8 protein-coding genes and 1 pseudogene are annotated in these 13672 nt (G+C 53.8%); all 9 read right to left on the bottom strand.

Going from position 1 to position 13672, the window contains the following annotated elements:
• Positions 1 to 2: 2 nt before the first annotated feature.
• Complete coding sequence (locus ACF8K2_RS11225) at positions 3 to 1436, bottom strand: aldehyde dehydrogenase family protein (protein WP_392464854.1); 1434 nt, start codon at positions 1434 to 1436, stop codon at positions 3 to 5.
• Between the two features lie 266 nt (positions 1437 to 1702).
• Complete coding sequence (locus ACF8K2_RS11220) at positions 1703 to 2335, bottom strand: cupin domain-containing protein (protein ID WP_392464853.1); 633 nt, start codon at positions 2333 to 2335, stop codon at positions 1703 to 1705.
• A gap of 220 nt (positions 2336 to 2555) precedes the next feature.
• Positions 2556 to 3965, bottom strand: a complete 1410-nt coding sequence (locus ACF8K2_RS11215; RefSeq protein ID WP_392464850.1) for an amino acid permease — start codon at positions 3963 to 3965, stop codon at positions 2556 to 2558.
• A 414-nt stretch (positions 3966 to 4379) separates the two neighbouring features.
• Positions 4380 to 6268, bottom strand: a pseudogene (locus ACF8K2_RS11210) (methyl-accepting chemotaxis protein).
• A gap of 640 nt (positions 6269 to 6908) precedes the next feature.
• A complete protein-coding gene (locus tag ACF8K2_RS11205; RefSeq protein WP_392464849.1) occupies positions 6909 to 8342 on the bottom strand; it encodes a tyrosine-type recombinase/integrase in 1434 nt (477 codons plus the stop codon).
• 3 nt (positions 8343 to 8345) lie between these two features.
• Entirely contained in the window at positions 8346 to 8969 is a 624-nt protein-coding gene (locus ACF8K2_RS11200) for a hypothetical protein (RefSeq protein ID WP_392464847.1), read from the bottom strand.
• On the bottom strand, positions 8966 to 11071 hold the full coding sequence (locus ACF8K2_RS11195) for an integrase (protein WP_392464846.1): 2106 nt from the start codon (positions 11069 to 11071) through the stop codon (positions 8966 to 8968). Before ACF8K2_RS11195 ends, ACF8K2_RS11200 begins: the two co-directional genes overlap by 4 nt.
• Positions 11049 to 13148: a hypothetical protein gene (locus ACF8K2_RS11190; protein WP_392464845.1), complete on the bottom strand. Its 2100-nt coding sequence runs from the start codon at positions 13146 to 13148 to the stop codon at positions 11049 to 11051. Before ACF8K2_RS11190 ends, ACF8K2_RS11195 begins: the two co-directional genes overlap by 23 nt.
• A 388-nt stretch (positions 13149 to 13536) precedes the next feature.
• Positions 13537 to 13662 (bottom strand): conjugal transfer nickase/helicase domain-containing protein, encoded by a 126-nt coding sequence (locus tag ACF8K2_RS11185; protein ID WP_392465086.1) that lies wholly within the window; start codon positions 13660 to 13662, stop codon positions 13537 to 13539.
• Positions 13663 to 13672: the final 10 nt, after the last annotated feature.

Genomic DNA, 13672 nt, shown 5'->3' with positions numbered 1-13672 from the left:
AATCACGCCTGGGTGTAGGTGGTCTTGATGGAAGTGTAAAATTCGCGGGCATAAGCACCTTGCTCGCGTGCGCCGTAGCTGGATCCTTTGCGGCCACCAAACGGTGCGTGGTAATCCACGCCTGCAGTCGGAACGTTAACCATGACCATGCCAGCGGTGGAACGTTGCTTGAAGTCCGATGCGTATTTGAGCGAGGTGGTACAAATGCCAGAGGACAGGCCGAACTCCGTCTCGTTTGCTACGTGCAGGGCCTCCTCGTAATCCTTCACGCGCACTACGCTGGCTACCGGGCCGAAGACTTCCTCCTGGTTGATACGCATTTGATTGTGCGTTTCGGTGATCAGCGCTGGAGTGAGATAGAAGCCATTCGTAGCGCGCTGCACAAGTTCGCCACCAAATGCGACGTGGCCGCCTTCGCGCTTGGCTATTTCGATGTACTCCAGATCTTGTTTCAGCTGGGCCGCAGATACCACAGGGCCGATGTCTGTGCCTTTGTGAAGTGCATGATCCACTTTCAACGATGCAAGCCGCTCTTTGACGGCGGCAACGAATTTGTCGTGGATGCCTTCCTGAACAATGAAGCGGCTGGAAGCGGTACAGCGCTGTCCCGTTGAGAAGAATGCGCCCTGAACAGCGACCTCGACAGCTTGAGACAGATCGGCGTCATTCAGTACGACCAATGGGTTTTTACCGCCCATCTCAAGCTGTACTTTCGCGCCTCGGGTCATGCATTCAATACCCACCGAACGGCCAGTAGAAGACGAGCCTGTGAACGTCAGTGCTTTAACCTTTTGATGTTTGGCAAAGACGTCGCCCACCTGAGACCCAGGGCCCATAACCAAGTTGAATACACCAGGTGGTAGGGCGCCGGCACGGGCGATGATTTCCGCCAGTGCCCAGCCGCTGCCGGGTACGAGATCAGCAGGCTTGAACACTACCGCGTTGCCATACGCTAGGGCAGGGGCAATCTTCCAGGCGGGGATTGCGATCGGGAAATTCCAAGGGGTGATGATAGCGACGACACCCTCAGGTTCCCGGCGTACGTCAGTCTCGACGCCCGGACGGATGCTTGGCAGGCGCTCACCAGAAAGACGAAGCGCTTCACCTGCAAAGAACTTGAAAACGCGGCCAGCACGCGTCGCCTCGCCGATCCCTTCTGGGAGAGTTTTACCTTCTTCACGCGAGAGCAGTTCACCCAGCTCATCTTTGCGTGCAAGAATTTCCGTGCCGATGCGATCCAGGGCGTCACTGCGCTGTTCCGCCGTCATGCGCGCCCACTGCGGCTGAGCCTCTGCTGCGGCTTCAACTGCAAGTGTTGCCTGTGCTGCATCGGCACGAGCGTATACGCCTACCAGGTCATCCGTATCCGAAGGGTTGATGTTGCGATTGATACTGGCGCCTTCAATCCATTGGCCAGCAATATAATTGTTATTCATGCACACTCCCGGGTAGCGATTCTAAATTGACGGCCCGGAATGCTCGTCTCGGACGAAGTATGTCGATGTGATATTGACGAGAATTCTGTGAAGGGAGGCCGTGGCCAAAACATACCGGAAGCGTATGAATACAAACAGAGAGGTATCTGTGCCTCGCATTCATACCCGCTATGAATGCTGGTCACGGCACGTTGGCAGGGGCTTTGCCGATGCGTCAAGAATTGGAGGTATAAAAAAGGCGCCCATTCTTGGCGCCTTTTTTGATATTAGAAAGTAGGCGGTGATACTGCGCTTACAACAACACACTCTTCATCAAATGGATTATGCATTTTATGTGGAATGCGACTGTCAAAGTAATAAGCGTCGCCCTCTTCGAGAATCTTGGTCTCATCACCAACAGTGACGGCGAGACGACCTTTGACCACGATGCCGCCTTCCTCCGCTTCATGTGAATAGGATTCCTCGCCGGAGTCCGCACCGGGGGCCCAGTGTTCATGAAGGATCATCATGGAGCGGTTATTGAGGTTTGCGCCGACCTGACGATAGGAGACCATCTTGCCATCAGCGATCTCGGTGAGCTCATCTGCCTTGTAGAAAACAGCAGCATCCACGTTGGTCGCATCTGAGAAGAATCCGCTGAGTGTAACGCCTAGCGGCTTGAGAAGACGGTGCAGAACACTAATGGAAGGGCTGGAAAGGTCACGCTCGATCTGCATGATGGCGGGATGACTTACGCCGCTGAGGGCGGCTAAACGCCGAAGGGTCAGCTCATTTTGCTCACGAAGGGCGCGCAAGCGCTGGCCTACAGATTGCTGAAGCTCTGCATTAGGTGGATTCACCGGAGCCTGATGGGGATTAGACGCAGCGGTCGTCTCTGTCCGATTAACCAAGCCAGTCACACTGCACCCTCCATAACAGCCAGGCGGCAGCACCCGGCGAGCATTTGTATACACATGCGAAGGATGCTAACACAGCGTGGGCGGCTAAAGCAGTGTCCCCTGTCCGCCCTTGGGTCTCCGAGCGGTACTCATCTCGATCAGGAGGGGCGAAGCGGGCGGAAGAAAAAGTCTGCTGCCCGAGCGTGGTGCCGGGCAGCAGTGGAGGAAAGGACTTCGAGCGTCAGGTTGGTTTGATGCTCAACGGCATGGCGCTTCGTTTTGCCGACAGATCCGGCTGGCTTTTCTGAAGATACAATCCGATCGCTACGAGTAGAGCGGTCAAGCCAAGTGTGGACAGCAACTCGACTCGCTGGCCAGGGAAGCAGCCCATCACCACGAAGATAAGCATGATGAAAGCAATGGTGGCCTTGGTCAGGTGTGGGAACAGCCACATTTTGACCTCCAGCTTCTCACCCGCAGCTTCGAGTTTTTTGCGCATGTAGAGCTGGGTGACGGCGATCACCAGGTACATCAGCAGCGCGATGGCGCCACTGGTGGCCAGCAGAAACTCAAATACTTGCTTGGGCAGTAGGTAGTTGGCGACCAGAGCGAGTATGGCGACAAAGGAAGTCAGACCGATGGCCGCCAGGGGCACGCCGTTGGGAGTGGTGTGGGACAGAGCCGCAGGGGCGTCGCCGCGAAATGCCAGCGAGTAAACCATGCGGGAAGCTGTATAGATTGCCGAGTTTAAGCAGCTGGTGACAGCAACCATGACAACGATGCTCATGATCCCTGGAGCCCAAGGGATGTTCATGGCGTTGAGCACTGCCTGGTAGGAGCCTTGCGAAAGGCCTGGGGCGTTCCACGGGATCAGGCAAACCACTACGAACATCGAACCGAGGTAGAACAGGCCGAGGCGCCAGACCACGGAGCGAATGGCTTTCTTGATGTTTGCTTTTGGTTCTTTTGTCTCAGCGGCGGCAATGGTGACGACTTCGCTTCCCTGGAAGCTGAACATAGCGGTCAACAGAGCAGCGACGATGGCGACGTAGCCATTGGGCGCGAAGCCTCCGTTAGCTGTCAGGTTGGAAATTCCACTGACGGATGAGCCAGGAAGCACGCCGAAGATAGCCAGCAGTCCAAGGATGATGAATGTTACGATCGAGATTACCTTGAACAGGGAGAGCCAGTATTCCATGCGACCAAAATTGCCAACGCTTAGGCAGTTGGTTGCAATCAAGCCAACCGTCACGATCCCCGCTGCGAGCCAATGCGGAATTCCGATCCAGTCGCCCAAAATGCTTCCGGCGACGATTGCTTCGATGCTGATAACTAGAACGTAGAACCACCAGTACAGCCAGCCAATCGAGAATCCTGCCCAGCGTCCCAGCGCTTGATCCGCGTAGGAAGAAAATGAGCCCGTGTCGGGTTTTGCGGTGGCCATTTCGCCAAGCATTTGCATGACAAGGACTACGATGAGTGCTGCCGCGAGGTAGGCGATAAGAACCGCCGGCCCGGCTTTAGCAATCGCGTTTGAGGATCCTACAAACAACCCTGCGCCGATGACTCCACCAATGGATATCATCGTTACCTGGCGACTTTTCAGGCCACTCCCTAGCCGGTTGTTGTGCTGATTCGTTTTTGCATTCATGTCACTTACCACGCTGCACACAGTTGTTTTTATATCGGCCACAAGGCGTCAGCCGCGAAGGTGCCAAACGATACGCATCTGTGCTTGATTCGATTATGGCCATTTCAGTCAATGCTGGTTTGCCTGACAGGCAAAGCACTCGGGTTGCCGTATCCTGCGCGACCCGCTCCAAGCTGGTTTCCAGGCGATTTCTCTCGCGATGTATGGATGTGGTCACAGGTCGAATGTGACCTTCCAGAAGGGGCCTGATGCATAGCATTCGGGAGATGGACAGGCTCGACATCCCGATCCCCGTGGGGCTGGATCTCGATGGCCATGTCACGCCCAGTAAGTAGTCCGCCTGCGATTTTTAATGGGCTTCGAACCCCCACGCTGACATGGCAGAAAAGGGCGTGGGGGCAACGGGGTGGCTACTCAGATTTTGAAGCCATCTACCAGCTTCATGAGTCGATGCGTCTGTTGATCCAATGCTGTGCAAGCGTCCAATGTCGCCTGAAGATTCCTGACCGCTGCCTGGTTCAGGTCGCTGATGTGACTGATGTCTACGTTGAGTGCTTCGACCACCGCAGTTTGCTCTTCAGTCGCGGCGGCGACCGACTGATTCATACCATCGATCTCGCTGATGCGGGATGTCACGCTGTTGAAGTGTGAGCCCGCTCGGTTGACCGCCTCCACACTGCCATCGCTTTTTCGTTGGCTGTTGACCATCATCGATACGGCCTCGCTGGCCTCTACCTGAAGCTCTTGGATCATCTTTTCAATTTCTTGCGTCGACTGCTGAGTGCGATGGGCAAGTCCCCGTACTTCATCTGCCACGACTGCGAAACCCCGGCCTGCGTCGCCCGCTCTCGCGGCTTCAATCGCGGCGTTGAGAGCGAGCAGGTTGGTCTGTTCGGAGATGCCTCGGATAACGGCCAAGATCTGGCCTATGTCACCTGTGCGACTGTTGAGCGATTCAATTGCACTGCATGACGACTGGATGGTCTCGGACAACGAACCCATTGCGTGAATGGTCTCCTCGACTACTTCCTGCCCATCCCGCGTTTTGGACTTGGCGGAGGAGGCTTGCCTGGATGCTTCGCTAGCATTTCTTGCGATCTCATGGGCCGCCGCACCCAGCTCATTGATTGCTGCCGCGACGGAAGTCGTACGCTGGCTTTGTTCATCAGTGTTCTGCATGGAATGGTTGGAGGTGTCGAGCACCTCCTGACGTACTTGGTAGAGATCCTTGGTGGCTGCAGCAACATCCCGGATGGAGCCATGAACGCGCTCAACGAAGCGGTTGAACGCTTGCGCAAGTTGCCCGAATTCATCATGCCCTGTGACTGATAGCCGGCGGGTCAGATCACCTTCACCAGCGGCGATGTCTTGCATGGCGGATGTTATCCCTCGCAGCGGCATGAGCAAATACTGGATCAAAAAGCCGAGCAGTACGATGGTGGCAAGCACCGTCACGCCAATAGCTACTACCGCCGTGATGCGGAAGTTTTTCAGCGGCTCGAACGCTTTTTCTTTATCGATCGACAGCCCCAAATACCAGTCTACGGAGGGCAAGCCGTTGATTTTGGCGAAGTGGATCAATCGGCCCCGTCCCTCAAGCTCGACATCATTCAGTTCGTGAGCGAACGACGGCGTATCACCCGGGTAGATCTCGGCTAAAGACTTGCTGACCTGGTCAGAGACCGGACTGACCAACACTTTCCCGTCAGAGCTGACCAAAAATGCATAGCCTAATCCGCCAAGGTCGATGGAGTTCACGGCCTTCACCATCGCATCCAGACTCAGGTCTCCGCCGCCAACCCCAACCAACTGTCCCTTGGCGCGTACTGGTGCCATGATCGAAAGGACTAGGGTCTTAGTTACCATGTCCAGATAGGGTTCAGTAATAGTGGTACCGCCAGCTGCCACAGCGTTTTTGTACAAGGCCTTGATCTGGGATCGTAACCCTCAGGCATCTCAGAGTAGGGTGATGTGATGAATTCTCCGCTGGTGGTGCCGATTGACCTCAAGCTGAAGATCCCGCTAACAGTTTTTCCATTCAGGTGGCCGTCGATGCCGCCGCGTGACAGATCTAGCTCGATCCCTTGAAGCATTGTTTCGATGGCCTGTACACGCCCGAGCAGCCAGTTCTGAATGTTGCTCGCATTAGTGCGCCCGGCCTCTCCCAGATTCTGATTAATCGAGTATTCGAGTGCTTTACGTTGATAAGAATCGGTGTACAGGGTGAACGCCGCGAACGCTGCGATCACTACTAGTGATGCTGCACACATAATTTTGTGGCTGAATTTGATACCTGATTTCATTTTTGTAGTTCGCAAGCCAGGTGTAGGGGCGGAATTGCAACGCTCAGCTGCTTCTGCTGCACCTGTCGGAGCTCAGAGGTAATTGGCGCCAGGGCCTAAAAGGCTCTTTCGCTCGAAAGGAGTTAGCTGGTCGGTAAGTTTATTTACCACTTGCGGGGGCGGTAAGCAATGGGTGGTGGAAATGGCATTGCTCGGGCCATGACGAGATCGCATCTCCATCGAGGTGAGCTCAGATGAGGTACGCTTAAAGCTGCGTGTTGAAGGGCACTGCTGCTTGAAGTCGGCTGCTTAATTCCTCCCCAGTTGGGGTACGCGCACGTCAGAATGGTCTTTGAAAGCTTCCACCTGCCTCCTGGTGTGAATGCCCTGGAGGAAATGGGCATCCCTATTCAGACCCTACACCGCCTGGCTGACCTCATGGATTTTCCGGAGAAGGCAGGCGTGGATCAGCTTGGTCAGTTCATTCGAGACAACCAGCACGCCTGGGTGCGATCCGTGGGATACGTGGATCGAATGTTCATCCAGTGCACGCTGTGTTTTGGATGACTCCAGCCCAGCATTCTGGCAAGGGAGAGCGATGGTCGATGAGGCCCTGGTTAGGTTGGCCAGGGCTCTAGTTGTTGCGCAGCCAGATCATCTGTTAAGGCGTTCTCAGCGACGTAGTGCGCTTCTCAGCGCTTTCAGCATCCTGCTTGTACATCCGCTCCAGATCATTCAACTGTCTGAGGTAGTCGGCGACCGGTAGGCCTTCCTCCAGCTGGAGCTTGAGGTCGTTGGAGAGCGCAAAGTACTTGTCCATGGCAAGCGCCTGGTGCACTGAGCTGAGGGTCTCAGAGTAATTGGCGAGATCTCGGAAGGCTAAGTGGATGTAGTGTTCGACGGACGTCGGATCCAGATGCCCTGTCCACTGCACAACCTCTGCAACAAAGGTTTTGGTGTCGAGCAGAGCCCGACGAAAATCGTCAGCGTTGTTCAGCTTGTGCTGCGCGATGAACTGGGTGAAGACGCGGGTGACCATGGCATGCCTGAACATGTGTGGGCAGAGTTGCGACTCGATGCCCGCCAGTATTCGAAGGTCGCGAATTTCATTCGATAAGCGGGTTTCGCGCAGTGGTTGACCGTTGCGAGCGGAGACGAATACGTAGCCGTGATCCTTGCCTCCCTTGTAAACCTTACGCATCAATTTGCGTCGGGGGCCGTCAATGAACTCATCTAACTTCTTCAGCGTAGGTCTGAAAATCGCTATGAACCGCTCCGCCCCTTCCTCGCGTTTTAACGTATCCAGTCGCAGAACGGGCTCGTCCAACTTCACGGCGTTTCGCACATCTTGCACCTTCAAATTAGCTAGCTCGCCCCGCCTTGGCCCCAGGTCGGTGAGCAGCTCGATCATCGTCAGGCGCCGCATCTTCACAAAATCAGAGGCCCTGTCCTTGCGGTTGGCCGCTTTGAGCATCTGAATCTGCTCGCTGGTAACGGGGTCGCGACGATGTTCTCGGTGTGACTTGCCAAAGGAATGATGCCAAAGGTAGGCCTTCGGAATCATTTTTCCGCCTCGGACTTTGACGTAAAAGGTCTCCTCGCGCGCCCGGATCGCACCGGTTGGCGAAACAAAGGTTTTGTTCCTGTAAAAGGTACCTACGAACACTAGGAAGTCGAGCCAAACCTTGCCGGTCGCGATCACTGCGTTCTGTGATTTCTTTGGCTGTGCCGGGTTGTAATCTGCCGTCTCCTTTCGGATTTCATCCACGTAGTCGGTGAGCTTCATGTCGTTCAGGTTGATCGGGTCAACGCCATCCCGGTAGCACCGTTTAAGCAGTTGCCCCACATGCCCGGCATACGCTCCCATTGAGCCGCCTTTCGTACCTTTACGGGAAAGCCCGTTACGCGTGCGACCTCGGCTGAGGAGCAGGCTCTGCATGTACAGGTTACCAATCAAGCAGGGAGAGCCGTTTGGCCAGCAAATGAACGGCATGTTTGATGCGTCGCGTGTGCTGATGCGATCCACTGAAAAGTGATTGAAAAAAGTGAAGTCGCCGAGCAACGAATGGAGCTTTTTGCTGGTCACTGCCTGCATGGTCTAGTCCTTCCTGTAGTCGGCGATATTGGGCACCTCTGCAGAAGGACTTGGCACTTCTACGGTATGCAGCGTGTTGAAAGGTGGCATGGCCATGCTCAGCACTGCGCGCACCGTATCGGCTGCGTCCTGGGCATCCTTCTCCCGTTGCAGTGCGCTGGACGCGTCACGAATGTTGTAAAACCACTCGTGGCATTCCGCGATGGCTTTGAGTAAAAGCATGTTGGTCTGCCGGTGCAGCTCCAATTCATGCTCCAGCTCGGCCACTTTGAGTGAGAGGCCGGAACGGGTGCGCTTGTTGGAGCGCTCGCCGCGCTTCGCTGCGATTTCAAGCGCTTCCAAGGCTTTGAGCCGCAGGTCATTGAGCGCCTTGAAACCGCCCGGCAGATGCGCGTCGGCATAGGTCTTCAAGGTGTTGAGGCTCATGGGAATGACGTGCAGAGTGTCGCCACGGTCGTTGGTAACCTCGGGCTCCAGCTTCGCAATGCCACCCTGGCTCTTCAGGGCCTTACGCAACTCTTGATCAGAGTGATACTGCTGAGCACGCTTGATCGCATCCACCAGCAATGCGTGCATTCCACGCACCGATGGCGCGGCGCGTGCAGCGAGAGAAATACCTTGGCTCATGCAGCCTCCGGAGCTCGCACCAGGCGCGCCACAAGTTTGAATTGCTTACCCCGATGATCGTTGAAGTACTCAGGCTCGATCTCCACCCAGCCTTCGTCCATCAACTCCCTGATCTGGTCTTCCAGGTCGTGGGCGCTGATCAAGGTTAATTTCTCCGTGCCGTAACGATGCTTCAGCAACTGCGTCAGCTCAACGTAGTTTTCGATGTCGCCATGGTGCAGTTGTTCGGCCACGGTCTGAGCCTTCGCGCTGGCCAGCACTGCCCCATCCGTAGACTCCGTGATGTACCGATAGACGTGTTTCGGGTCGGTATGGCCGAGCATCCACTGCAAGGTGTCGAGCTTGGCGAAGCTGCCGCAGTAGAAGAACAGCATCGCGAAGAACCGACGCATCTGGTGCTGACGGAAGTAGTAGCGCTCCCCCTTGGCATTCAGAGGGGTTTCAAAGTAGTCGCACATCAGATCCAAGTTGCGGTTGTACGTGTATGCGCTTGAGTCGGTCAGCTGTGCTGAACCTTTGAAACTGGGCAAGGCAAACAGCGTTTGCAACTTTGAAATGAAGCCAATCCGGCGCAACAACTTTTGCATACGAATAAGTGTCTTGATCATGTCTGCGGCAATCGGCTCAATCGGCCTGGCTTCGCGGCGGCGCATGCCAAACAAGTGGCGTGTGCTTTTGGCGTTGCGGAACAGCAGCCACTCTTGCGACTCATCGAGGCAGTCTTCCGCGTTCAGCCCGTATAGCTCACTGGCCCTGCGGGCCATAAGGACGCCCACCGTGAGCTGCACGCAACCCATATATACGGCCATGAGTTCATAGAGGCCGTTATTCGCCCGCAGGTTACCGAAGTAAGCTTCTTTCGTACCCTTGATACCAGAGTGGTAAACCCCAGTGTTGGTTGAGTTTACCGCCAGCGACAATCTTTGCACGCCGAAGGCTGACAGCTTCGGCCCTGCCAATTGTTGCACTTCCTCTGCGGTCAAGAAACTCGGTGATACATTCCGTTTTTTGCATTCCAGCGCGATTCGGCAAAATGCTTTGGTGAGCTCTTGGCCATGCTCCAGGTGGAATTCGATAGCCTGTCGTAGCCCCGTGAACACCATTTCGGATGGAAGGGTGCGAAATCGCCCGATGGGCGGCAGGTCAGGATTGAATTTTTCTGCTTTGACCAGAGCTTCAACCCTGGGGGCAGGTAACTCCAGCTCGTGCAGAACGCCTAGTTGATAAACTGCTCGGCGATAGGTGACATATGTGATATCACGCATTTTTTCACGTGCACCACTGGTGACAGGAACTCCTCTGTATTCGCGATCAAATTGCGATGCATCATCATTGTATATGAGGATGTCATACATAACCTTTGATTGGTTTTTACCCCACAAAGTCTCCGAATAAATCTCCTGAGATATTTGAACTGTGTTGGGTTGGTTGCCATGGGTCTGTGCGTGATAAAAGCCCTGCAGATACAGTGCGGCTCGCACCTGCGGAATTAGTTCATGTGCGATGCCCAATTCATCTTCTGCACGCTGTTCGTCGGTGATTATAGCAAGTTGTGGCTTGGCTTTTAAAAGATCTGCTAGTGTTGTCGGGCAAGTGGTTTCTAATAACTGCATGCAGTAATCATGCAGGCGTTCGCGCCAGTTGTAGACCGACTCAGCAATTTGTGGTGTGCTCGCTAATGTTTGAAGGATTTCCTGCAAGTTGCCGGCATTGAGGCCTTCTAGGCCGTACTTTGCAATCTGATATCGCTTGTCGTTGATAAGCAGGAAGTCAATGATGTGGCAGGTGTTGCAAAAACGTTGCAACTGTTGACCCTGCACCTCATTCGTCTCGGACAGATATCCCGACGAATCCCGCGTGCAGGAAGTGAGGTAATATTTGAAACCCAGAAGCAGATTCCTGTTTTTAGGGGCTGTCAGCAGGCTGCCATCTTCAAGTGTAACTCTCCAGTCCAGATATTTGGGTTTTTTGTAGTCAAAGCTATATTCCCAAACCTCCGAATCGAAGTCGTTAATTAGCCAGGCCGCATAGCGGTACGCCTCAGAAGGTTCCACTAAGTACGGTGCCAGAAAGGCAAGTTCAGGCGGCAATTGCTTTTGCATAGATCAACTCTTCCATATGGGCGGCATTGGCATGCTGACGGGCTTTTGCTAGGTATTCATGCATGGTAGTGTCTAAGCGGTCTTCGATTTCCTTAACTACCAAATCGCTGAAACGTGCCCAATAAACGGCTCTGGCACAGATCTGTTTGGCTTCTTTCTGCCTGGCTTCTTCTGACTCGTTGGCATTCTGGGTAGCGTTGTTTACCGCAGCTTGAAGCGATAACAGTGCAGTCAATACGCCTGTGTCGATCGAGACTACGACTTGATCTGCTTTACCTGGCTGATTTGCGCCTGCCCTGGGCTTTGCTGCGGACGCTTTGAGATAGTCAGGGTTTTGCAGGTGTTCCGGAATTTCCTTGAGCGCGTGATTCTCCAAGAACCTATGCAGTTCATCCATATCAGCGAAGCGAGCGACTTCCAGCAGATGAGGACTGTCCTTCATCGCGCGGCAGATGATCCCTCGCTGGAACAAGCGGATCCATCGGGTTTGGAAGAATGCCAGGATGGGTTCGGGTAGATAGTGGCTGAGCAGGGTGGACGTGTATCCCTTGTGGCCGAGCGCTCTCGCCATTTCCTCCACATCGTGATTACGGAGGAAGATCTCTACCGCTGCCGAGGCTCGGAATGCAGTGACTGACAATTGAGCAATGAAGCGCTTGGTGGCTGTCTCGCCACGGTTGCCGAGCGCCATGAACTCATCCACCATTCTTCGCTGGTACTTGATCGTCTTTTCGTTTAGCTTCACCGTGGTAGGCACGGTCGGTGTTGTAATTGCTCCGCCGGTGTGAAGAAAAAAGTAACGCCATTGGTCGTTGCCTGCGTGCTTAAGTTCATCTCGCAGTACTTTGGTCATGGAGATCATCAACTTAACCCATTCCGCTTCTTCATCGGAAAGCAGGATCTTGCGCTCGCTGTTAGGCCCCTGTGCGCGGTCTTTGTAGCCCAATAGCTGGTAATTCCCTTTCTCTGTTTTCGTGAGTCCAGTTAGTTGTCCTTGCTTATTGAACAGCTCAAGGTTTACGAAAAATCCGTCAGTAATATTTGGGTGTGCATGGGTCAGCAACATTTGCAGTGCGAAAATGGTGTCTAGAGTGGGGATTGCTAGAAGGCTATGTGCTTCACCTTTTGGTATGGCGCCTAGAATCTGCCCGCTACTCTTAAGGTAGGTGACGCCCATTTTGAGGTAGGTAGTGCACAAATTTTCTGCGCCCACTTGATCTATTGTCTTTGCGCTCTTATTGCCACCAGTAATGACGGTTCCTCGCGAGCCCAATTCGAGGCACGCCTCATAAGCCTCCTTGGCTTTTTGAAGGCGATGCCTTGCCCACTTTAAGACGAGCGAATTGTCCTCGTGGATATCTTTGAACAGGACTTCAATAGCTGCACTGTCAGTAAGGTGTAATGGGATTTCGGTGATCAGTTTGCTCTTGACTGTCGTACCATCTGCTTTCTTTTTGGTGTGGGTGAGCGTGCCTGGGGTGCATTTCCCCGGGGGCTTTGGGAGCCCCCATGAAAACGGGCGCGCCCAAACTCCAGATTGGAGGAAGATTTCATCCATTGTGAAGATGAATTTAGAATAAGTTCTTGTCCTGGTTTTGACGTCAGTGCCGCTTTCCACCGCTTTCGTGAAATTGTGAAACATGAAATCAATAAATAACCTCTTGATTTCGAGTGGGCTTTGGAATGTTGATACGGGCCAGCGTTCTTTATGCTCTGATAGGTAGTATAAGAAGGTGTTGAAGTCAGTGTGGCTTGGACTCAGCCTTTTCGCCATGTTTTTGGAATATCGGTCGAAAATGAGCTCGGCAAACTCTTGCCCATGTGAGTTCCACACGTGAGCGATTGGAAGATACCCACTATTTCCGTTGCGTCCTTGAATCTCCCATCCATTCCAGTAGCGCAGCGCTACCGGATCCAGCTTCTGTTGGAGCTTCTTCCAGACGTGTTGGTACTTGCCAATTTTCCAGTCAGCATTGGTGAGCTCCGGAAGCATCGGAACCTCTTCCCGCATCTTGAGCACCAGCTTGACGAAGCCTTTTTGGTGAAGCGCTCTGGTTGGCCGTTGCAATTGGATCAAGGAATCATCATCGAACGCTCCCAGGAAGCCCTTAATGACCTGTTCAAAACCTGGGGTGGACAGGGAGAGGAAGCTGATTGGAGTGGCTGTTACGTGGGAGGTAGCACCGTGATGGGATAGAACGAAAAAAACTGCATCTTCTTGATGATTGTCAAAGCGCTATCCATCGGTGCATTCTCGCTCAAAGCCTTGTGATAGATGGATTGTCAGATGGTTTGACAAGGTGTTGCAAGTGGCAATCTTCACGGTGATGAGGGTGATCGTGTCCGCTTAAAAGTGCGCTAACATGATCGCTCTTAATACTGGAGTTCGGAAGGTGAGTTCGCCAGACCCTTACAACACCTTCGAATTAATGCTTTGTGAGTATCGCTGCGGGAACGGGCTTCCTTTACCTAACCAATGTGAGGAATGGGTTGTCCGCCGGTTGTTCTCGAGATATGACTGCTTTTTCGCGCAGGAGGTAGCCATTTAATAAGCTTGTTTTTCGAGGGCCTCTAACCTTGCACGTCCAGATGTTTTGACCG

The sequence above is a fragment of the Pseudomonas sp. xss_2 genome (assembly GCF_043104195.1).
Taxonomy (GTDB): domain Bacteria; phylum Pseudomonadota; class Gammaproteobacteria; order Pseudomonadales; family Pseudomonadaceae; genus Aquipseudomonas; species Aquipseudomonas urmiensis.
This window is presented reverse-complemented; position numbering and strand designations above follow the sequence as displayed.

Bases quoted from the DNA above. Each gene is read 5' to 3' on its own strand.
- ACF8K2_RS11225 (WP_392464854.1), bottom strand. From the start codon at position 1,436: ATGAATAACAATTATATTGCTGGCCAATGGATTGAAGGCGCCAGTATC.
- ACF8K2_RS11215 (WP_392464850.1), bottom strand. From the start codon at position 3,965: ATGAATGCAAAAACGAATCAGCACAACAACCGGCTAGGGAGTGGCCTG.
- ACF8K2_RS11205 (WP_392464849.1), bottom strand. From the start codon at position 8,342: ATGCAGGCAGTGACCAGCAAAAAGCTCCATTCGTTGCTCGGCGACTTC.
- ACF8K2_RS11200 (WP_392464847.1), bottom strand. From the start codon at position 8,969: ATGAGCCAAGGTATTTCTCTCGCTGCACGCGCCGCGCCATCGGTGCGT.
- ACF8K2_RS11195 (WP_392464846.1), bottom strand. From the start codon at position 11,071: ATGCAAAAGCAATTGCCGCCTGAACTTGCCTTTCTGGCACCGTACTTA.